The sequence below is a fragment of the Amycolatopsis sp. lyj-90 genome (assembly GCF_046549035.1).
Classification (GTDB): domain Bacteria; phylum Actinomycetota; class Actinomycetes; order Mycobacteriales; family Pseudonocardiaceae; genus Amycolatopsis.
The window spans coordinates 183,931-204,063 of record NZ_JAJPWP010000013.1 but is presented as its reverse complement, the minus strand read 5'-3'; the positions used below and the strand labels follow the sequence as shown (position 1 = coordinate 204,063).

The 20,133-nt window shown below is 70.7% G+C and carries 18 protein-coding genes and 1 pseudogene; 14 read left to right on the top strand and 5 right to left on the bottom strand.

Annotated elements, in window-relative coordinates; all coding sequences use genetic code 11:
- Window positions 1-58: 58 nt before the first annotated feature.
- The 5 genes from ACLJPX_RS38585 (at window position 59) to ACLJPX_RS38565 (ending at window position 5,050) form a co-directional block, all read left to right on the top strand.
- A complete protein-coding gene (locus ACLJPX_RS38585) occupies window positions 59-1,207 on the top strand; it encodes an acyl-CoA dehydrogenase family protein (RefSeq protein ID WP_410605218.1) in 1,149 nt (382 codons plus the stop codon).
- An 18-nt stretch (window positions 1,208-1,225) separates the two neighbouring features.
- On the top strand, window positions 1,226-2,380 hold the full coding sequence (locus tag ACLJPX_RS38580; protein ID WP_410605217.1) for a CaiB/BaiF CoA transferase family protein: 1,155 nt from the start codon (window positions 1,226-1,228) through the stop codon (window positions 2,378-2,380).
- 5 nt (window positions 2,381-2,385) lie between these two features.
- Entirely contained in the window at window positions 2,386-3,186 is an 801-nt protein-coding gene (locus ACLJPX_RS38575; RefSeq protein ID WP_410605216.1) for a MaoC family dehydratase N-terminal domain-containing protein, read from the top strand.
- A complete protein-coding gene (locus ACLJPX_RS38570; protein ID WP_410605215.1) occupies window positions 3,183-4,004 on the top strand; it encodes an HpcH/HpaI aldolase/citrate lyase family protein in 822 nt (273 codons plus the stop codon). Before ACLJPX_RS38575 ends, ACLJPX_RS38570 begins: the two co-directional genes overlap by 4 nt.
- A 92-nt stretch (window positions 4,005-4,096) precedes the next feature.
- Entirely contained in the window at window positions 4,097-5,050 is a 954-nt protein-coding gene (locus ACLJPX_RS38565; protein WP_410605214.1) for a helix-turn-helix transcriptional regulator, read from the top strand.
- A 137-nt stretch (window positions 5,051-5,187) separates the two neighbouring features.
- Here the strand turns inward: ACLJPX_RS38565 and ACLJPX_RS38560 are convergent, their stop codons facing one another.
- Window positions 5,188-5,820 (bottom strand): TetR/AcrR family transcriptional regulator, encoded by a 633-nt coding sequence (locus tag ACLJPX_RS38560; protein WP_410605213.1) that lies wholly within the window; start codon window positions 5,818-5,820, stop codon window positions 5,188-5,190.
- A 48-nt stretch (window positions 5,821-5,868) separates the two neighbouring features.
- Here ACLJPX_RS38560 and ACLJPX_RS38555 point away from each other — a divergent pair, with 48 nt between their 5' ends.
- From ACLJPX_RS38555 to ACLJPX_RS38545, 3 genes are read left to right on the top strand one after another with little or no spacing between them, the layout of a single operon-like run.
- Window positions 5,869-6,816 carry a patatin-like phospholipase family protein gene (locus tag ACLJPX_RS38555; RefSeq protein WP_410605212.1) on the top strand — a complete coding sequence of 316 codons (948 nt, stop codon included), beginning with the start codon at window positions 5,869-5,871 and terminating at the stop codon, window positions 6,814-6,816.
- A complete protein-coding gene (locus ACLJPX_RS38550) occupies window positions 6,813-7,661 on the top strand; it encodes an SDR family oxidoreductase (protein WP_410605211.1) in 849 nt (282 codons plus the stop codon). Before ACLJPX_RS38555 ends, ACLJPX_RS38550 begins: the two co-directional genes overlap by 4 nt.
- Window positions 7,658-9,139, top strand: coding sequence for a flavin-containing monooxygenase (locus tag ACLJPX_RS38545; protein ID WP_410605210.1), 1,482 nt, complete (start codon window positions 7,658-7,660; stop codon window positions 9,137-9,139). Before ACLJPX_RS38550 ends, ACLJPX_RS38545 begins: the two co-directional genes overlap by 4 nt.
- Window positions 9,140-9,183: 44 nt before the next feature.
- Here the strand turns inward: ACLJPX_RS38545 and ACLJPX_RS38540 are convergent, their stop codons facing one another.
- Both ACLJPX_RS38540 and ACLJPX_RS38535 read right to left on the bottom strand, forming a co-directional pair.
- Window positions 9,184-9,939 carry a hypothetical protein gene (locus tag ACLJPX_RS38540; RefSeq protein WP_410605209.1) on the bottom strand — a complete coding sequence of 252 codons (756 nt, stop codon included), beginning with the start codon at window positions 9,937-9,939 and terminating at the stop codon, window positions 9,184-9,186.
- Between the two features lie 4 nt (window positions 9,940-9,943).
- Window positions 9,944-10,534, bottom strand: coding sequence for a papain-like cysteine protease family protein (locus tag ACLJPX_RS38535; RefSeq protein WP_101608626.1), 591 nt, complete (start codon window positions 10,532-10,534; stop codon window positions 9,944-9,946).
- Window positions 10,535-10,907: 373 nt separating this feature from the next.
- On the opposite strand from ACLJPX_RS38535, the pseudogene ACLJPX_RS38530 reads away from it, so the two are divergent.
- The 5 genes and pseudogenes from ACLJPX_RS38530 to ACLJPX_RS38510 form a co-directional block, all read left to right on the top strand.
- Window positions 10,908-11,369 (top strand): annotated as a pseudogene (locus ACLJPX_RS38530) (AAA family ATPase); the annotation flags it as partial.
- A 2,006-nt stretch (window positions 11,370-13,375) separates the two neighbouring features.
- Window positions 13,376-13,747 (top strand): helix-turn-helix transcriptional regulator, encoded by a 372-nt coding sequence (locus tag ACLJPX_RS38525; RefSeq protein ID WP_410605317.1) that lies wholly within the window; start codon window positions 13,376-13,378, stop codon window positions 13,745-13,747.
- A gap of 89 nt (window positions 13,748-13,836) precedes the next feature.
- Window positions 13,837-14,535, top strand: a complete 699-nt coding sequence (locus ACLJPX_RS38520) for a TetR/AcrR family transcriptional regulator (protein ID WP_410605208.1) — start codon at window positions 13,837-13,839, stop codon at window positions 14,533-14,535.
- Window positions 14,535-17,057 carry an ABC transporter ATP-binding protein/permease gene (locus ACLJPX_RS38515; protein ID WP_410605207.1) on the top strand — a complete coding sequence of 841 codons (2,523 nt, stop codon included), beginning with the start codon at window positions 14,535-14,537 and terminating at the stop codon, window positions 17,055-17,057. Before ACLJPX_RS38520 ends, ACLJPX_RS38515 begins: the two co-directional genes overlap by 1 nt.
- A complete protein-coding gene (locus ACLJPX_RS38510) occupies window positions 17,054-18,772 on the top strand; it encodes an ABC transporter ATP-binding protein (RefSeq protein ID WP_410605206.1) in 1,719 nt (572 codons plus the stop codon). Before ACLJPX_RS38515 ends, ACLJPX_RS38510 begins: the two co-directional genes overlap by 4 nt.
- On the opposite strand, the gene ACLJPX_RS38505 is transcribed toward ACLJPX_RS38510, so the two are convergent.
- On the bottom strand, window positions 18,759-18,899 hold the full coding sequence (locus ACLJPX_RS38505) for a hypothetical protein (protein WP_410605205.1): 141 nt from the start codon (window positions 18,897-18,899) through the stop codon (window positions 18,759-18,761). The genes ACLJPX_RS38510 and ACLJPX_RS38505 overlap by 14 nt on opposite strands.
- Before the next feature lie 68 nt (window positions 18,900-18,967).
- Between ACLJPX_RS38505 and ACLJPX_RS38500 the strand changes: the two genes are divergently transcribed.
- Entirely contained in the window at window positions 18,968-19,201 is a 234-nt protein-coding gene (locus ACLJPX_RS38500; protein ID WP_410605204.1) for a hypothetical protein, read from the top strand.
- Here the strand turns inward: ACLJPX_RS38500 and ACLJPX_RS38495 are convergent.
- Window positions 19,188-20,126 (bottom strand): hypothetical protein, encoded by a 939-nt coding sequence (locus ACLJPX_RS38495; RefSeq protein WP_410605203.1) that lies wholly within the window; start codon window positions 20,124-20,126, stop codon window positions 19,188-19,190. The two genes, ACLJPX_RS38500 and ACLJPX_RS38495, sit on opposite strands and share 14 nt — an antisense overlap.
- Between the last annotated feature and the right edge of the window lie 7 nt (window positions 20,127-20,133).

Below are 20,133 nucleotides of genomic sequence, written 5' to 3'. Positions count from 1 at the left end.
TGCGGCGATCACGATTAGGTATTTCACTTACCCTGTCATCATCGCTCATGATAATCACATGACCGAAGAAGAGGCCGCGATCGTCGAACTGGTGGCGGAGTTCGTGGATCGCGAGGTCCGGCCCGTCGCGCAAGAGCTCGACCACACGGACACCTATCCCGAAAAGCTCATCGACCAGATGAAGGCGATGGGCGTCTTCGGGCTGGCCGTGCCCGAGCCCTGGGGCGAGACCCAGGTTTCCGCTCAGTGCTACGCCCTGGTGACCGAGGAGCTAGCGCGCGGCTGGATGAGCCTCGCCGGCGCGATGGGCGGCCACACCGTCGTCGCGAAACTCCTCGCCACGTACGGCACACAGGAGCAGAAGGACGCCTACCTGCCGAAGATGGCGACGGGCGAGATCCGCGCGACGATGGCCCTCACCGAACCCGGCGGCGGTTCGGATCTGCAGGCCCTCCGCACCACGGCGCGGCGTGAGGGCGACGAGTACGTCGTCAACGGCAGCAAGACGTGGATCACCAACGCTCGGCGGTCGCAGTTGGTCGCGCTGCTGTGCAAGACCGATCCGGCCGCCGAACCGGCGCACAAGGGGATCTCCGTCCTGCTGGTGGAGAAAGGGCCGGGTTTCCAGGTCTCGCGGGATCTACCCAAACTCGGCTACAAGGGCGTCGAGAGCTGCGAACTCTCCTTCGACGACTTCCGTGCCCCGGCCACGGCACTGCTCGGTGGCGAAGAGGGGCGCGGCTTCGCCCAGATGATGCGGGGCCTGGAGATCGGCCGGATCCAGGTCGCCTGCCGGGCGCTCGGCGTCGGACGGGCCGCGTTGGAGGATTCCCTGCGCTACGCCCAGGAACGCGAGAGTTTCGGCAAACCGATCTGGCAGCACCAGTCGATCGGCAACTATCTTGCGGACATGGCGACCAAGCTCGAGGCCGCGCGCCAGCTGGTGCACCACGCGGCACGACGTTACGACTCGGGCGAGCGAGCGGACCTGGAGGCGGGGATGGCGAAACTGTTCGCTTCCGAGGCCGCGATGGAGATCGCGCTCGACGCTGTCCGCATCCACGGCGGCTACGGCTACTCGACGGAGTTCGACGTCGAGCGGTACTTCCGCGACGCGCCCCTGATGATCGTCGGTGAGGGCACCAACGAGATCCAGCGGGGCGTGATCGCGCGCCAGCTGATCGAACGGCACCGCATCCCGTCCTGACGCACCAAGGAAGGCAGTATGCGCCAACCACTCGAGGGAATCACCGTCGTCGCGCTGGAGCAGGCCGTCGCCGCGCCGTTCGCCTCGCGCCAGCTCGCCGACCTGGGCGCGCGGGTCATCAAGATCGAACGCCGGGGCGTCGGAGACTTCGCGCGCGACTACGACCGGACCGTGCACGGCCAGTCGAGCTACTTCGTCTGGCTCAACCGGGGCAAGGAAAGCGTCGAACTCGACATCAAGGATCCGGCCGATCGGGCACTGCTCGGCGCGATGATCGGCCGGGCGGACGTGTTCGTGCAGAACCTCGTCCCCGGTGCGGTCGAACGGCTCGGACTCGACGCCGGAACCCTGCGCGCGGAACGCCCGGAGCTGATCCACTGTTCGATCTCGGGCTACGGTCCCGAAGGTCCATATCGGACGAAGAAGGCGTACGACCTGCTGGTGCAGTGCGAAACCGGGCTCGTGATGTCCACCGGGACGCCGGAGACCCCGGCCAAGGCGGGGATCTCGATCGCCGACATCGCCACCGGGATGTACGCCTACACCGGCATCCTCACCGCGCTTTACGACCGCGAGCGCACCGGCGAGGGCGCGAGCCTGCACGTCGCGATGATCGACTCGCTCGGCGAATGGATGAGCCAGCCCGCCTATTTCTCCCGGTACGGGCGGGAATCGCCGCGGCGCACGGCGGCGTCACATCCGTCGATCTCGCCGTACGGGCCGTACGGCACCGGTGACGACAAGGTCTTCCTGAGTGTCCAAAGTGAACGGGAATGGGTCGTGCTCTGCCGGGACGTTCTCCACCAAGAGGACCTCGTCGACGACCCGCGCTTCCGGACCAACGACGACCGCGTCGCCCACGACGAAGAACTCACCGCGATCCTCGAACAGGCATTCAAAGGTTCGACAGCCGATGAGGTCGGCGAGTTGCTGGAGCACGCCGGGATCGCCAACGCCCGGCTGCGGACGCCCGAGCAGTTCACCCGGCATCCGCAGCTGACCGCGCGGAACCGCTGGCGTTCGGTGGACACCCCGGCCGGTGCGCTGGAGGCGTTGCTGCCGCCCGTCGAAGTGGCCGGCCGGGAAGCGGTGATGGGGCCGGTTCCCGCGCTGGGCGCGCACAACGAGTCGATCCGGGCCGAGTTCGGTCCCGGCGAGGAGGTTCGAGGGTGAGGGAAGTGGCCGAGGTTCCGCAGCCGGGCCCTGCGGAGGCGCTGAGCTCACTGCTCGACGTCGAGATGCCGGAACTGGAGCGCGACGGCCTGCCGTTGCTGTGGCACTGGTTGTACCTGCTCGACCGGCCCGCGCAGGCCGATCTGGGGCCGGACGGGCATCCGGTCCGCGCCACGATCCCCGCGCCGCCGGAGCCGGGACGCCGCCGGATGTGGGCGGGCGGGCGGGTGCGGACGCTCGGACCGCTGCGGTGCGGACTGCCCGCGACCCGGCGGACGGAAGTGCTTTCCGTACAGGAGAAACAGGGCCGGACCGGACGGCTGACCTTCGTCGTGACCGGGCACAAGATCGTCCAGGACGGCCGGGTCGTGGTCGACGAGGAACAGGATCTCGTCTATCGCGACGCGGCTTCCGGCCCCGCCGAAGCAGCCGCCGAGGAGCCGGAGGTGCCGGTGGCCGAAGACGAATGGGCGATCGGCGTCTCGCCGACGCTGCTGTTCCGCTTCTCGGCGCTGACCTACAACGCCCACCGCATCCACTACGACCGCGACTACGTCCGGGACGTCGAAGGCTATCCGGGGCTGCTCACCCACGGGCCGTTGCAGGCGCTCGCGATGGCCGAGGCCGCGCGGAGGCAGGGGATCGGCGGGGGACTGGCCTTCGATTACCGCCTCGTCTCGCCGTTGTTCGACCACCAGGGCATGATCGTCCGGGCCGAAGCCGGAGCGGACGAGACCGTCACCGCCGTGCGTGACCGCCACGGACGGCGGACCGCGGCCGGAACGGTGCGGAGCCTGGGCCGATGAACGATCTCCTCGGCCGTGCGAAGACCTTCCTGTTCGTCCCCGGTCACCGGCCGGACCGGTTCGCCAAGGCCGCGGCCAGCGGCGCCGACGTCGTGATCCTCGATCTCGAAGACGCCGTCGGACCCGACCGGAAAGAGACCGCGCGGGAGCACGTCCGGGCTTGGCTGGCGGAAGGCCATCCGGCTGTCGTCCGGCTCAACGCCGCAGGAACCCCTTGGTATCACGAGGATGTCGCGAGTGTCGGCCGCGCGCTCGCGGTGATGCTCCCCAAGGCCGAAGACCGCGCCGAGATCGACGCGCTCGCCGGACGGTTGCCCGGCGTGCCGATCCTCCCGCTGGTGGAGACGGCGGCGGGGATCGCCGACGCGGTGGCGGTCTGCGGCGCGGACGCGGTGGTGCGGCCCGCTTTCGGGAGTGTCGACCTGGCCGCCCAGCTCGGCGTCGACCACCTGTCGCACGAGGCGTTGCGGTACGCGCGGTACGCGCTGGTCGTCGCCGCGGCGGCCGCGGGGAAGGCGGCCCCGATCGACGGGGTCACCACGGCACTCGACGACGAGGCCGCGCTCGTCGCGGATCTCGACCACGCCAAGACCCTGGGTTTCACCGGAAAACTCTGTGTCCATCCTCGTCAGGTGGCCGTCGCGAACCGGGGATTGTCCCCGTCGGAAAGCGAAATCGCCTGGGCGAAGGAAGTGGTCGCGCTCGTGGGCGACGGCTCGGTGGCCGTGGTGGACGGCCGGATGGTGGACCGGCCGGTCGAACTGCGCGCCAGGGCGATCCTCGGCCGCGCGGGTGAGCCATTCCGACCAGTCCGATGACGCCGACTCGCCCTGGCAGCGCCCGCCGCTTGGCGGTAGCGTTCCGGTGAGCGGATTTTTCGTTACGGTGAACGGAAAAGAGGCGTGGTCCGGTGCACGAACCGATTGTGACGGAATTCGCGACCACCGATCCGGAGCAGGCGCGTGCCTTGATCGCCGAGGCCTACCGCGACAACCGGTTGCAGGTCCGGGGTACCGTCGAAAACTACCGTTTCGAGCACAACCGCTGTGATCTCGGGGACGTGCACTTCGACTTCCTGCACAACACGTTGACCACGGAGGTCGCCGTCCAGCCGCTGGGCAGGGTCGTGCTGCTGCGCGTGCTGGGCGGGGTGCTGGAGATCGACGACGGCATCGGCCACCGACGGCTCGGTCCCGGGGACGTGTTCGCGGGCCCGCACCCCGGTCACGACTATCGGACGGGCATGCACGGCGCGCGGCTGCAGGTCACCGGGATCGACCTGGCGCTGTTCACCGGGATCGACCCGGCGCAGGACGGCGGAACGGTCGGGCGTTTGCGCTACGAACCGGTGAGCCGGGCGAAGGCACAGCGATGGCGCCAGACGGTCGAGTACGTCACCGGGATGTTCTCCGATCCGGACGCGGAGAACGGCCCGCTCGTGCTCGGCGCGGCTGGGCGGCTGATGGCCGCCGTCGCCCTGGACACCTTCACCGCGGGCACCACCGGCCCACGGCCCGGTGACCGCCGGGACGCCGTCCCGGACACCGTGCGCCGCGGGATCGCCTTCCTGGAGGCGAATCCGGATCTCGACCTCGGCGTCGCCGACATCGCCCACGCCTGCCGGGTCTCGGTGCGCGCCCTCCAGCTGGCGTTCCGACGCCATCTCGACACCACCCCGATGGCCTATCTGCGCCGGGTCCGGCTGGACCGGATCCGGGCGGAGCTCCGCGACGCGGAACCCTGCGGAGGCGCGACGGTCACCTGTATCGCGGCGAAATGGGGATTCCTGGACGGCAGCCGGTTCAGTGCGCAGTACCGGGCGATCTACGGCGAGTCGCCAGGTCAGACGCTGCGCAAGTGCTGAGGTTCGTTTTCGTCGGGGAAAGTCTGCGTTTTCGCTGCTGGACGAGCGCGTCCGGGACCGGTTCCATGGAATCCGGCACCAGCAACGCCGGGCCCCCGCCTGCTGGTGTGTCGTAACCGGACCGGCCGGCCGGTTCGCTAGGGACGCGTCGCGATCCCGTCGTACATGACACGGCGGACGGCCCTGCTCATCGCCGCCTGCCCGTCCGGTGACGGGTCCCGCAGCCCGGAGAGCACCGACGCGAGGATCATCCCGTTGATCGCGCGCGCGGTGGCGTCCACGTCCAGGTCCTCGTGCAGATAACCGAGGTGGACGCCGTGGTGCAGGTAGCCCGCGGTCAGCTCCGCGGCGGTCTCGTAGAAGTCCAGCACCCGCTCCCGCATCTCGGCGTCGATGCCCGCGGCCTCGAGCAGGAGGAACCGGGCCATCCGCGGGTCGCTGCCGAAGATCTGGGCGAGCGCGTCGCCGATCCTCGCGCTCTGCTTGCGGTATTCGGCCAGGCTGTTGACCGCGTCGGGGGCGTTGTCCGCGGCCAGCGAGGCGACCACCTTCCCGACCAGGTCCGTGATCACGTGGTCGACGATGTCCCGCTTGTTCTGGAAGTAGCGGTAGAAGGTGCCGTGCCCGATGCCCAGCCGCGCGGCGATGTCGGCGATCCCCGTCGCGTGGTAGCCGCGTTCGGCGAAGCAGTCGAACGCGGTCTCCACGATCTCGCGCCGTAGTTCCTGCTTCTTCCGTGCGGCCCTGCTGACCGGGGTCTCCGTCGTCATCCCGCCAGCTTATTGCCCCGGACGTTCAAATGACATACCGTTCCGGAAATGACACGTCATTCCGCAAGAGCGCTGGTGCTCGGGTGCGGCGGGACCTTGGGCTTCGCCTGGACAGCGGCGGTTCTCGACGCGCTGCACACCCGGGCGGGCTGGGACCCGCGTGAGGCGGATGTCCTGGTCGGGACCTCGGCCGGTGCCGAGGCGGTGGCCATGCTCGGGGCGGGGATCCCGGCGAAGGCGATCCTCGGCGCGCTGGCAGGCACGACCGATGGCGACGCCGTCGTCGCAGCCCACGTCCGGCGGGTGCCGAGCCGGTTCCCGCCGGTGCCGTTCCCGCGGTGGCCCGCGGCGAAGCTGGCCCGGGCCGCGCTGCGCCGGGACGTCGACACGCTCGCCGGTCTCGCGGGACTGCTTCCCCAGGGCAGGGGAGACGCGGGCTGGCTCCGCGAACTCGGGGACGCGCTGGCGCCCGGCGGCTGGGTACCGCATCCCGCGACCTGGCTGATCGCCACGGATCCGGTGGGCGGGCGGGTCGTGCTCGGCGCCGCGGGCGCGCCGTCCGCCCGGCTCGGCGAGGCGATCGCCGCGTCCTGGGCGATCCCCGGCTGGTTCCCTCCGTCCGTTGTGGACGGACGTCCGCTGCTCGACGGCGGGACCGTTTCGCCGACCTCGGCCGATCTCCTGCTGGGGCACGACGTCGGCGAGGTGGTGCTCATCGCGCCGATGAGCAGCGAAGGCGGGGCCCCGGCACGCGGTCCGGCCCGGCTGGAACGCCTGCTGCGGACGGCGATGACCAGGCGCGTCGACGACGAGGCGCGGCGGCTGCGCGCGGCGGGCGTCCGGGTGGTCCGGATCGAACCGGGGCCGGCCGATCTCGCCGCCATGGGCGCCAACTTCATGGACGGACGGCGGCGGGACCACGTGCTCGCCACGGCGTTGAGGACGGCGCCCGGCCTGGTCGCCGACGCCTTCGAACGAGAGGGAGTGCGCGCATGAGCAAGTATCCGGACCTCGACCTCGCCGGGGCGCATGTGGCGATCACCGGTGCGGGGCAGGGCATCGGCCGCGCGACCGCGGAACGGATGGCCGCTCTCGGCGCGCGCGTGTCCATCGGCGACCTCGACTTGGAGGCCGCGAAACGCACCGCCGCCGACATCGGCGGGACGGCGCATCACCTCGACGTCGCCGATCCCGTCTCCTTCGCCGCGTTCCTCGGTGACGCCGAAGAGGCGAGCGGGCCGCTCGCGGTGCTCGTCAACAACGCCGGGATCATGCCGAACGGCGGGTTCCTCGACCTTCCCGACTCGCTGAACCGGGCGACCATGGAGGTCAACGTCTTCGGCGTCGTCCACGGCATGCGGCTGGCCCTGCCCGGCATGCTGGAACGCGGCCGCGGGCACATCGTGAACGTCGCGTCGCTGGCCGGGAAGTTCCCCGTCAAGGGACTGGCGATCTACAACGCCAGCAAGTTCGCCGTCGTCGGGCTGACCGCGGCGACCCGGCTGGAGTACGCGCCACACGGCGTGAGTGTCTCCGCCGTGCTGCCTTCGGCGGTCGACACCGCGCTCGCGTCGGGGCTCGACATGCGGCCGATCCCGAAGGTGAAACCGGGCCGGATCGCCGACGCCGTGGTGGGTTCCGTCCGCACGCGCGCCGCGGAGATCGCCGTGCCCGGCTACGTCGGCGCTCTCGCCAGTCTCGCCAGTGTGACGCCGGAACCGGCGCTTAACGCCTTCCGCCGCTTGATGCGGGACGACCGGGCCCTGCGCCCCGATTCGCCGGAGCGGGACGGCTACCGCGCCCGCCTCCACCAGGACACCCACCGGGAGGAAAACGCATGAACGCGCAGTACGACGCCGTCGTCGTCGGGGCCGGTTTCGGCGGGATGGGCGCGGCGATCCAGCTCAACCGGCTCGGCTACGACAACCTGCTCATCCTCGAACGCGAGTCCGATCTCGGCGGCACCTGGCATGTGAACCGCTATCCAGGACTGGCCGTCGACATCCCCTCGGCCACCTACTCGTACTCGTTCGAGCCGAACCCGCACTGGTCGCGTCTTTTCGCGCCGGGCGCGGAACTCAAGCGGTACGCCGAACACGTCGCGGACAAGTACCGGCTGCGGCGCTACATGCGTTTCGGCACCGTTGTCACCGGCGCGGTCTGGGACGAGGCGAACGCGCACTGGACGGTCTCGCGCGCCGACGCCGAGCCGGTCACGGCCAAGTACCTCCTCACCGCGACCGGATTCCTTTCCCAGCCGAAGAAACCCGACATCGCCGGGATCGGGACCTTCGGCGGCAAGGTCATCCACACCACCGCCTGGGACGACGGCTACGACCTCGCGGGCAAACGGGTGGCGGTGATCGGCACCGGTGCGACCGCGGTCCAGCTGATCCCCGAGATCGCGAAGGTCGCGCGGGAACTGAGCGTGTACCAGCGGACCCCGATCTGGGTGAGCCCCAAGCTGGACTTCCCGGTGCCCAAGGCGGTCCGGCGCGCGTTCGCCGCGGTCCCGTTCACCCAGCGGGTCGCCCGCCTGACCGGGACCGCGCTGCTGGAACTGATGATGGTCTCCGGTGTCCTGCACTACAAGCAACTGCCGATCGCGAACCGGCTCGGCAAGATGTGGTGCCAGGCGCACCTTCGCCGCCAGGTGCGGGATCCCGGACTGCGCTCGGATCTGACGCCGCGCTATTCGTTCGGCTGCAAGCGCCCGACCTTCTCGAACGAGTACTACCCGGCCTTCACCAAGGACCACGTGCACCTGGAGACGAAGTCCATCGCGAAGATCGACGAGACCGGGATCGAGACCGCCGGTGGTGCGCGGCGGGACATCGACGTCCTGGTGCTGGCGACCGGCTTCGACCTGTGGGAGGCGAACTTCCCGGCGGTCGAGATCATCGGCCGCGGTGGCCGCGATCTCGGGAAGTGGTGGCGGGAGAACCGGTTCCAGGCCTACGAGGGTGTCGCGATCCCGAAGTTTCCCAACTTCATTTCGCTCAACAGCCCGTATTCCTACTCGGGACTGTCCTATTTCACCACCATCGAGACGCAGATGCGGCATATGGACCGGCTTTTCGGCGCGATGCGGCGGCGGGGCGCGACCGAGTTCGAGGTCACGCAGGAGGCCAACGACGCGTTCCTCGACCGGATGACCGAACGCCTCGGCGACTCGATCTTCACCCTCGGGAACTGCGCTCCGGCGAACAGCTACTACTTCAACCCGCACGGGGAGGCGACGTTGCTCCGGCCGTCGTCCACCCTCAACGCGATCAAGGAGGCGGGGAGTTTCCCCATCGAGGACTACACCTTCGCCTAGCCGAAGGGTGCCGGGATCCGTGAGATCCCGGCACCCGTCGACTCCTACTGCTGCCGGCGGAGCCGGAGCGTGACGGCCGCTCCCGCCACGGCGAGGAACACCGCACCGAGCGCGTAGGGCCACCACGGCACGGAGGTGTCGCCGACCGGGGCGGCACCGTAACCGCCGGCGGCACCGCTGCGGTCGTAGGTCGAGCCGGGCAGCTTGTCGCCATAGCGGCTCTGCAGGGCCTCACGGTAGGCGGCGAGCGTCATCTTCTCGCCGGTCTTCGCCACCGAAGATCCATCGAGGACGGTCACCGTGTCCCCGTCGACCGAATACCAGGCACCGGCCTGCGGTTCGCTCAGGAGGTAGCCCTTGCCGGTCCGCGCCGCGAGACGCTTTTCGACGTCACCCGAGGCGACGTTGTAGACCGACCAGCCCGCCCCTTCGCGCTGCGACCACACGGTCGCCGCGTCGCCGTTGCCGAGGGTGGCGGGAGTGGCGACGTAGGCCAGTTCCGCCGGCACGGCCGAGGTGCCGGCGATGAAGGCCGCGGTCGGCTGGTAGACCGCCACCGGGGTGCGCGGATCGGCCTTGGCGGTCCTGGCCGCGAGAGCCGTGTCCGCCTTGGCGGCGCCGGGGAACTGGGCCTTGGCGAGCCGCTGCGTGGTCGCGTCACTGGTGACCACTGTGGACACCGCGGCGAGGTCGGCGGCGGTGGGCGCGCCGGCCGGGGCGTCGGCGGCGGAGGCTTGGCCGCCGAGCGCCAAGGACAGTCCGATGGCGAGGATCGTGGCGCTGAGGAAGGTTCGCTTCATGGTTTCAGTCCTTGATCCCGTAGACGGTGTGGGTCCAGGTGAACGAGTTGTTGGACCGGTAGGCGTTGTAGCTCATCTGGTTGTAGCGGGGGCTGGAGCCCCACGGGTCGCCGTAGTAGACCGTCGTCGCGCCATTGGTGTTGTCGTAGCCGTAGAGCACGTGCATGTGGCCGCCGCCGTTGTTCCAGCCGATCCGGGTGCCGATCGGCTGCCGCGCGTCGACCTGGCTCTTGATCGAGGCGAAGCTCAGCGTCTGGCCCGAGGAGCTGTAGGTGCCGACGTTGCTGAACCCGAGCCACCGGAACACGCGCTGCTGATCGCTCAGGTAGCCCTGGTTGTTCGCACAGTCCGAACCGGACTCGTTGTGCGCGACCTGGCAGAACTTCGTCTGGGTGATCGAATGCCCCCACCAGGCGGCGATGGTGTTGCCGCTGGCGTCCCAGCACCAGTTGCTCTTCTGCTGGGCTTGCATGGTGATCGGGATCGTGGTGGCCGCCGTGATCGCGGGCGCCGCGGAGGCGGGCGCCTGGAGGGCGACCATCGCGGCGACACCGGCGCAGGCCGTGGCCAGCCCGCGCCTGAATGAGGTCTTCACCGTCGGAACACTCCTAACTGGATGGTCGAACGCGAAGCACGCGCGGTTGGCTACCCGGAGGGGACAGGTGAGGACTTCGGCTACCCGAATGGGTGGCCGACCGGCGCGGGCAGGGGACTTGCGCTGTGACGATGTGACAGAAGGGCACTGCGAACAGTCTGAGATTCACCCTCAGGGGGGAGCCGTGGCAAGGTTCGCGGCAATACCTAAGGGTCCGTATTACCGATGCGGGGATCCGCGCCGCGCAGGTCGGCGTGACCCGATCGAGTTAACGCCGTGACTCCGGTGGTGTGGACCAGCGGAAAGCGTGCGGCCCGTGGTCACTGTTCGTGTTCCCGCCTTTCGGCGGGTGTCCTATCGGTATGGTCCGAGCATGCCGACGCTCGGTGCGGCACCGGTGTTCGTGGCCCGCGACACCGAACTGGCCGAACTGGTGCGCGTCACCTCGAGCCCGCCGTCGGTCGCCGTCGTCGAGGGCGAACCGGGTGTGGGCCGGAGCCGTCTGCTCGAAGAACTGGCCGCACAGCCCGGGATCGCGTCGCGCGTGGTCTGGTCCGCCCGCTGCGGTTCCTTCGCGCGGCCGTGCCGGTTGGCTCCCTTGGTCGACGCGCTGCTCGGGAAGAGCGAGGTGGCCGCCGCCCACGCGGCGGGCTTCTCCCCGGTGACCGGCGTCCTGCGACGGCTGATCCCCGAATGGTCACCGTGGCTGCCGCCGTTCCCGGAGAACGCGGACGCCGGGACCGTCCGGCAGCAGGAACTTCGTGCCGTGCGCGAAGTCCTGACCGGCTGCGGCCCGGCGGTCCTGATGCTCGACGACGTCCACTCCGCCGACGACGACACGTGGGAGTTCCTGCGCGGTCTCGCGGCGTCACCGGCGGCGGCGCTGAGCGTGGTGGTCAGTTCGGTGGCGTGCGGCCCGCGGCGATTCCCGCCGATGCCGGAGACCGCCGCGTATCTGTCGCTTCCGGCGTTCACCGCCGTCCAGGTGCGGACCCTGCTGGACGCGACGTTCGGCCGCTGCGCGCCGGATTTCGCCGAGGCGGCGCACCGGCGGACGTCCGGGATCGCCGTCGACCTGACCGCGCTGGTGCAGAGCGTCGGTGACACGGCGGAGTCGCTTTCGGCGGACAGGCTGGCGTCGGCGGCCGCGCCGCCGATCGTGCGCAGCCGGGTCGCCGGACTGATGACGGCGATCGGCCCGGCCGCGCGCGACGTCGTCCGCGCGGCCGCGGTGCTGGGATCGTCCGCCGGGGAAGCGGATCTGGGCGCGGTGGCGGCATCGCCGTCCGGGGAGACCGCCGACGCCATCACCGAAGCCGTGGAAGCGGGACTGCTGCGGGACCTCGGCCGCGGCCGGTATGCCTCGGGGAGCCCGCTGATCGCCGAAGCGGTCTACGCGTTGCTTCCCGGTCCTCAGCGGTGCGCGATGCACGGCCGCGCCGCCGCCCGGCTCGCCTCCGGCACCGAACCCTTCGCGTCGCTGATCGCCCGCCACGCGCGGCTGGCAGGCGATCTCGGCGCGTGGACACAGTGGACCGGGGTCGCCGTCGACAACGCCATCGAAGACGGCCGGACCGAGGAAGCGAGCCGTCTGCTCGAAGCGGCGTTGCGGGACGCGGACCTGCCGCGGACCGCGCGCGAGTCGTTCGCCGTCCGGCTCGGCAGGGAACTGCCGCGGAGCATCGCCCACGCAGGCACGGTCCGGCTGCTGCGGAAGATCCTGCGGGAATGGCCGCTGAGCAAGGCCGCGCGCGGCGAGATCCGGGTCCACCTCGGTCAGGTGCTGATCAACCAGGTGGGCAAGGTCGAAGCGGGCAGGCTCGAGATCGAACTGGGCGCGGCCGACCTCGGCAGGCGGCAGGCGCTGCTCGCCAGGGGGCTGGTCACCCTGGCGCTGCCGCATATCGGGACGGTCCCGGTGGAGGAGAACTTCCGCTGGCTCGACGAGGCCGAACGGGCGAGCAAGGGGGAACCCGACGCCGGGGTGCTCGCCGCGATCGCCGCCAACCGGCTTTCGGCGCGGATGCAGGTCGGCGATCCCGAGGCCTGGCAAGACATCGCCGACCTGCCGCGGGCATCGGAGTCGGCCGAGGTCTGCCGTCAGGTGGCGCGCACCTACATCAACCTCGCCGACGCGGTGGCGTGGAACGGGCACTACCCGGTCGCGCGGGTCTACCTCGTGACCGCGCGGCGGCTGATCCGCGACGATCACCAGCCCTACCTCGACGCGCTGGCCGACGGCACGGAACTACGCCTGGATCTCGCGATGGGGGAGTGGTCGAGCGTCGCCGAGAAGGCGCGGGCGATGCTGACCCGGGTCGACAAGGACAGCTCGCTCGCCGCCGAGCCGCTGCTCGTGCTCGGCTGGTACGAATACGGGCAGCACCGGCCGATGGCGGCGCTGCGCAGCTTCGACGCGGCGTTCGCGCTTTCCGCCGGCAGCGTCCCGATCCAGGCGTCGGCGTACGCGGGCCGCGTCGCGGTCCACCAGACGGGCAAGGATCTGCAAGCCGCCCGGCGTCTCGCCGAGTACGGCCTGGAGACCGTGCGCCGCAAGAACAACTGGGTCTGGGCGGCCGAACTGATGCCGTTCGCCGTGCGCACCATGCTCGGGCTGGGCCAGCACGTCGAGGCGAGAGAACTGCTCGCGGAGTACCGGCAGGGCATCGACGGCAAGGACACGCCGGTCGCCAACGCGGCGGCGTTGTTGTGCCGGGGAATGCTCACCCAAGCCCGCGGTGAGACGCTCGCCGCCGGTGATCTGCTGCTCGGTGCCGCGCAGGCCTATCACGCGCTGCCGTTCCCGTATTTCGCCGCCTACGCCGACGAACTCGCGGCCGGATGCTTCCTCGAAGCCGGGGAGCGGGAACGCGCCGTCGCTTCCTTCACCACCGGGAGACGGCGTACGCGGGCCTCGGCGCCGCCGTGGACGCGCTGCGCTGCCGACGGTCACTACGCCGCTGTGATCCGGAGATGCCCCGGCGGGGCCGCAAGGGGTACGGCGAAACGCTGTCGCCGAGGGAACTCGAGGTCGCCCGGCTCGCCGCCCAGAACCTCACCAACCGGGAGATCGGCGAGCGGCTCTTCCTGTCGCCGCGGACGGTCGAGATCCACGTCGGGCGCGCGCTGCGCAAACTGGGACTGCCCTCGCGCACGGTCCTGACCGAAGACCTGCTCCGCGACGCGACCGGTGAAGGTTCCAAAACGGCCTGACCGCTTCCGGCCACCCCCGAACTGTGCCTTGACTTCAAGTAAGCCCACCCTTAGTTTCCCCCTATAACTTTCCATGCCGAAGGGGTGAGATGCCGAAGATCGGGGGCCGTCCGGCCAGGATCGGGACGGACGACATCCTGCGGGCCGGGCGCGAGCTCGGGATGCGCGGGCTGAGTGTCAAGGCGGTCGCGGCCCGGCTGGGGGTGACCGCGACCGCCCTCTACCGGCACGTCGACGGGCGCTGGGGGCTCGAGCGGCTGGTCGGGGAGAGCATTCTGGCCGAGTTGCGGCTCCGGGACGATCCCCGGCACGGCCTCGAGCGACACCTGCTGTCCTTCGCCCTGCAGATGCGCGCCTTCGTGCTGGAGCATCCTGGCCTGGTCACCTACCTGCAGCTGCTGTTCCCGCGCGGTGACGGCGGCCGGCGCCTGCTGAACGACGAGGTCGACGCCCTCGTCCGCCGGGGTTACGAGCCCGGCGCGGCGATCGTGCTCAGTGGCGCCGTCGCGTCGCTGACCATCGCGATGACCGCGTCCGAGGAACACAGCATGGCGGCCGAGGAGAGCGACGGCGACGGGCTGGACCGTGAGCGGCAGGCGGTCCGCGACCGGTTGTCGCGCGACGACCGGCTCGCCGAGCCGTCCGCCGCGTTGCCGGAGGTTCCGAGGCCCGAGTACGTGCGGCTGGTGCTGACAGCCTCGATTCGCGGGTTGATCGGGTCCTGTCCGCCGGGCAGGCCGGTCGTGGAGATGGTGGCCGATCTGGCGGCCACCGGGGAGGGTTTGTGATGGCGCGCGGGTTCCAAGGCGCGGTGATGCGGGGTTTCGGTGCGAGAGACCACGAAGCGACCGTCGTCGAGAGAGAAGAGATAACGCCGCGGTTCGTGCGGATCCGGTTCGTCTCGCCGACGTTGTTCGAGGACGTCGTCGTGGAGCCGACGGCCTGGCTCCGGTTCTGGTTCCCGGACCCGGAAGGCGGGCCGACGGAGTTCCAGCGCGCGTACACGCTCACCGAAGCCGACCCGGAGACCGGCACGTTCGCGGTCGACGTCGTCCTGCACGAGCCCGCCGGTCCCGCCTCGCGATGGCTGGGTGAAGCGCGGCCGGGCGCGACGGTTCCGGTGATGTCATTGGGTTCCACCTCTTTCGCGGTCCCCGCCGAACCTCCCGCCGGTTACCTGCTCATCGGTGACTCCGCTTCGATCCCCGCGATCAACGCGATCCTCGAAGTGGTCCCGGCCGACCTCCCGATCGAGCTGTACCTCGAGGAGCACGACGAGACCGACCGGATGATCCCGCTGGGCGATCACGCGCGGCTGGCCGTGCACTGGGTGCCGCGCGGGGACGCGACCTCGCTGGCCGCGGCGATCGAGACGCGCGACTGGTCGGACTGGAAGGCGTGGCTGGCGACCGAAGCCGGTTCGTTCAAACATCTCAAGACCCGGTTGCGCGAGACGTTCGGCTTCCCCAAGTCCGAGGTGTACGGCCGGGCGTACTGGTACTACGGCCGTGCCATGGGTGCCTTCCGCGGTGAGAAGGAAGAACCGGCCGCCGAAGCCCCGAAGCCCGTCGAGAAGGCCCCCAAAGGGGCTTGGCGGGCACAGGCCGCCGGACGGCTGCTCGCGCCGGTGCGGCGGACGCTGATCTTCGCAGGGGTCCTGCAAGCCGTTGTGACGCTGATCCGGCTCGCGCCGTTCGTGTTGCTGGTGGAACTGGTCCGGCGGCTGCTCGCGGGCGGGGAATCGCTGTGGGCGATCGGTGTCTCGGCGCTGGTGCTGCTCGGCGCGGGGACCTTGCTCGAATCGGCGGTCGTGCTCTGGCTGCACGCGGCCGACGCGCGATTCGCCCGAGAGCTGAGGCAGCGGTTGCTGGGCAAACTCGCGAGGCTGCCGCTGGGCTGGTTCACCGCCCGCGGTTCGGGCGCGGTCGCGAAACTCGTGCAGGGCGACACACTCTCGCTCCACTACCTGGTCACGCACGCCGTTCCCGACGCGGTGGCGGCCGTCGTGGCACCGGTCGCGGTGCTGGCCTACCTCTTCGCGGTGGACTGGCGGCTCGCCCTCGTTCTGCTCGTCCCGATCCTCGTCTACCTCGTCACCACCTCGATCATGGTCGTCCAATCGGGACCCAAGACCGGCCAGGCGATGCGCTGGGCGGAACGGATGGCCGGGGAGGCGGGCGCGTATCTGGAAGGGCAGCCGGTGATCCGGGTGTTCGGCGGTGCCGCGGCGTCGTCGTTCCGGCGGCGGCTCGACGAGTACATCGGCTTCCTCGGCGACTGGCAGCGGCCGTTCACCGGCAAGAAGACCATGCTCGACTTCGCCACCCGGCCCGCCACGTTCCTGCTCCTGATCACCGGCGCCGGCACGCTGATGGTCACCGGCGGCGGCCTGGAGCCGGTGACGCTGATCCCGTTCCTCCTGCTGGGCACCACCTTCGGCGCTCGGTTGCTGGGTATCGGCTACGGCCTCGGCGGCGTCCGCGAGAGAATGCTCGCCGCGCGCCGGATCCAGGTCGTCCTCGACGAACCGGAACTGTCCACAGTGGAGCTCAAAGATCGGGACGGTGCCGAGCCGGGCACGGTGGAACTGGACAGGGTGGGCTTCGCGTACCGCACCGGTGTTCCCGTTCTGGAGGACGTCTCCCTGACCTTGCGTCCCGGCACGGTGACCGCGCTGGTCGGCCCGTCGGGAGCCGGGAAGTCGACCCTCGCCGCCTTGGTCGCGAGGTTCCACGACGTGACCGAAGGGGCGATCCGCGTCGGCGGCCGGGACGTCCGCTCGTTCGCCGCCGACGAACTCTACGGCCGGGTGGGATTCGTGCTGCAGGATCCGCAACTCGTCCAGGGGACCGTGCGGGAGAACATCGCGCTCGCCGTTCCCGGCGCCACCGAAGACCAGGTCGTCGCCGCGGCTCGTGACGCGCAGATCCACGAGCGGATCCTGCGGCTGCCGCAGGGGTACGACACCGTCCTCGGCGCCGGTTCCCAGCTGTCCGGCGGGGAACGCCAGCGGGTCGCCATCGCCCGCGCGATCCTCGCCGACGCCCCCGTCCTCGTCCTCGACGAGGCGACCGCCTTCGCCGATCCCGAGTCGGAGTACCTCGTGCAACAAGCACTCGACCGGCTCACCGCGGGCCGGACCGTCCTGGTCATCGCCCATCGCCTGCACACCGTCACCGGCGCCGACCGGATCGTGGTCCTCGACCGCGGGGAGATCGCCGAAAGCGGGACCCACGACGAACTGCTGGCTTCGGGCGGGCGCTACACCCGCCTGTGGCAGGCCGGAGCGGGCGCGGGGGTGACCGCGTGATCCGCACCCTGCTGGGCCTGATCCCCGGGACGCGACGCCGGACGTTCCGGCGCTACCTCGTGCTCGCCGTGTTCTCGGTGCTGCTGCGCGCCGTCGGTGTCGTTCTGCTCGTGCCGCTGGTGGGCGCCCTGTTCGGCGCGGACGCCACGGAAGCACTGCCCTGGCTGGGCGCGCTCGCCGCCGTCACCGCGGCGGGCTGGGCGGTCGACGCCGTCGTGGGACGGCTCGGCTTCGAACTCGGTTTCGGGGTGCTGGACCACGCCCAGCACGACGTCGCCGAGCATCTGACGAACGTCCGGCTGTCCTGGTTGGACAGTGCCAACACCCAGACCGCCCGCCAGGCCATCGCCGCGACCGGTCCCGACCTCGTCGGCCTGGTCGGCTATCTGCTCACCCCGCTCATCGGCGCTGTCCTGCTGCCGATCGCGATCGCGCTGGCCCTGCTGGCGATCGCCTGGCCGCTCGGGGTCGCCGCGCTGGCCGGGGTCCCGGTGCTGCTGGGCGCGTTGTGGGCGACCGGCCGGATCACCCGCCGCGCCGACCGGGCGGCGGCCGAAGCGAACACCGTGCTCACCGAGCGGATCGTCGAGTTCGCCCGCACGCAGCAGACGTTGCGCGCGGCCCGTCGCGTGGAGCCCGCGCGCAGTCACGCCGGTGCCGCGCTCGCCGCGCACCACGGCGCGACGGTCCGGCTGCTGCGCCTGCAGATCCCGGGTCAGGTGCTGTTCGGCATCGCCGGTCAGCTGGCGCTGGTCCTGCTCGCCGGGACGACCGTTCTCCTTGCCACTCAAGGAGAACTGGGCGTGCCCGAGGCCATCGCGCTGATCGTCGTGCTCGCCCGGTACCTGGAACCGTTCACCGCGCTCGGCGATCTCGCTCCCGGCATCGAGACCGCCACCACGACGCTCGGCCGCATCCGCACCGTGCTCACCGCGCCCGTGGCCCCGGCGGGGAAGGCCGTCGCGCCGGGGAAGGAGGCGCCGCTGATCCGGTTCGAGGACGTCGGTTTCCGTTATTCGTCAGGCACCGAAGACGTTCTGGAGAACTTCGGTCTCACCCTGGAACCGGGGACCACGACCGCGATCGTCGGGCCGTCCGGTTCGGGCAAGAGCACCGTCCTCGCGTTGCTCGCCGGCCTGCACCAGCCCACCGGCGGGCGGGTGCTCGTCGGCGGGACGGATCTCGCCGAGCTGTCCGCGACCGACCGCCGGGAGCTGGTCACCGTCGTCTTCCAGCAGCCGTACCTGTTCGACGGTTCGGTGCGCGACAACGTCCTCGCCGGGGATCCCTCTGCGACGGAGGAAAGGGTCGCCGAGGTCGTCGAGCTCGCCAGGGTCGGCGAACTGCTGGCGCACACGGCCGTCGGCGAGGCGGGCGGCGCGCTCTCCGGCGGTGAGCGGCAGCGGGTGTCCATCGCCCGCGCGCTGCTCAAACCGGCGCCCGTGCTGCTGGTCGACGAGGCCACCAGCGCGCTGGACACCGAGAACGAGGACGCCGTCGTCCGGTCCCTCAGCGCCGATCCCGTGCCGCGGACCCGGGTGATCGTCACCCATCGGATCGCCGGGATCCGGCACGCCGACCGGGTCCTCTTCCTGGAGGACGGCGAGATCACCGAAGACGGCACCGTCGAGGAACTCCTCGCGAGGCAAGGCCGGTTCGCCGAGTTCTGGCGGCGGCAGATCGACGTCACCGGCTGGAGGATCACCGCACGATGAGCCACACCCAAGGCGAGCCGGACTGGGTCGTCACCCGTGACGGCAGACGGCTGCACGCGATGGTGCTGCCGGGACCCGCCGGAGTCACCGGGCCGACGGTCGTGTTCGAAGCCGGAGCGGCGGCCACCCGGTCGTCCTGGGCGGCGGTCCAGCCGGAGGTCGCCCGGTCGCCGCCGGGAGCGGATCGCCGGTCTGGTGCTGGTCGATCCGACCGACGAGGCGGCGGACGTGCTCTTCGGCCGCGCCTTCCGCACCGGTGAACGCGTGATGATCGGGCTGGGTGCCGTGCTCGCGCGGGCGAACGCGTCCCACGCCCACCGGGTGGCTGCCTCGTCCGGCGGGCGGCACGTGATCGCCGAGCGGTCCGGTCACTACATCCCGAAGACCGAGCCCGAGGCGATCGCCCGCGAGATCGTCAGGATGCTGTGAGAGCCCGACGGAGTTGTTCGTAGGTCGGCGCGAGCGTCCGGAGCGTCTCGGCGGCGCGAAGGTCGTCCTCGGTGACGAGGTCGTACTGCAATGAGCCGACCAAACGCGCCTGAGTGGTGGCGACGGCGGCGGCCCCGTCGCGGCCGATCCGGCGCAGGCACACCGAAGCGTCCGCCAGCCTGCGGGCGCCGACGCGGACCGCGAAGTGCACGAGGAGCCCGCGCAGGTCCGGGTCGCAGCCGGAGTCGATCCGGGCGGCCAGCGCGAGCGCCGCGTCGGCGTTGCCGAGACTGCCCGGCGGGAGTCCGCCGCCGGCCTCCCCGCCGAGTCGCTTGATCGCCCGGGGGAGCGCCGCGGCGATCGCGGCCTCTTCGCTGACGACGGTGTCGCGGACGAAGCCCGTGCGCATCGTGTGCGGCTTGCCGTACGCGACGCTCTCAGCTAGCCAAGCGGCGGCGAATTCCGCCCGAGGGAGCCGCGCGTACGGATATCCCTGCGGATCGTGGACGGTGACGGATTCGTCGTCCGCGGCGAGGACGACCAGGAAATGGTCGGCGCCGATCGGGCCGGTCATCCCGGGCTGGTACCGCAGGTGCCCCATCTCGACCGGGCCCGCCATGACCGGGCCGTCGGCCAGTTTTCGGGCGAGCAGCGCGAACGCGGCATCCGGCTCCGGCTCGCTCACGGTTTCCGCGCTCCAGCCGAGAACGTCGAGCGCCTCGCCGATGCCGAGGTCGGGATCCCAGCCGAAGGCGTCGAAGAACGGTAGCGAACCGCCGACCAGTTGCATGCCGAAAGGACTGCCGGTCACGGTTTCGAGCACGTCTGACGGCGGCGCGTCGGAGCCGAGCATCATCGCGAGGGAATTCGCGTAGCAATAGGGCCCGGAGCCACGATAAGGAAAGTCGATCACGTGTTCGACCATGGCAGTT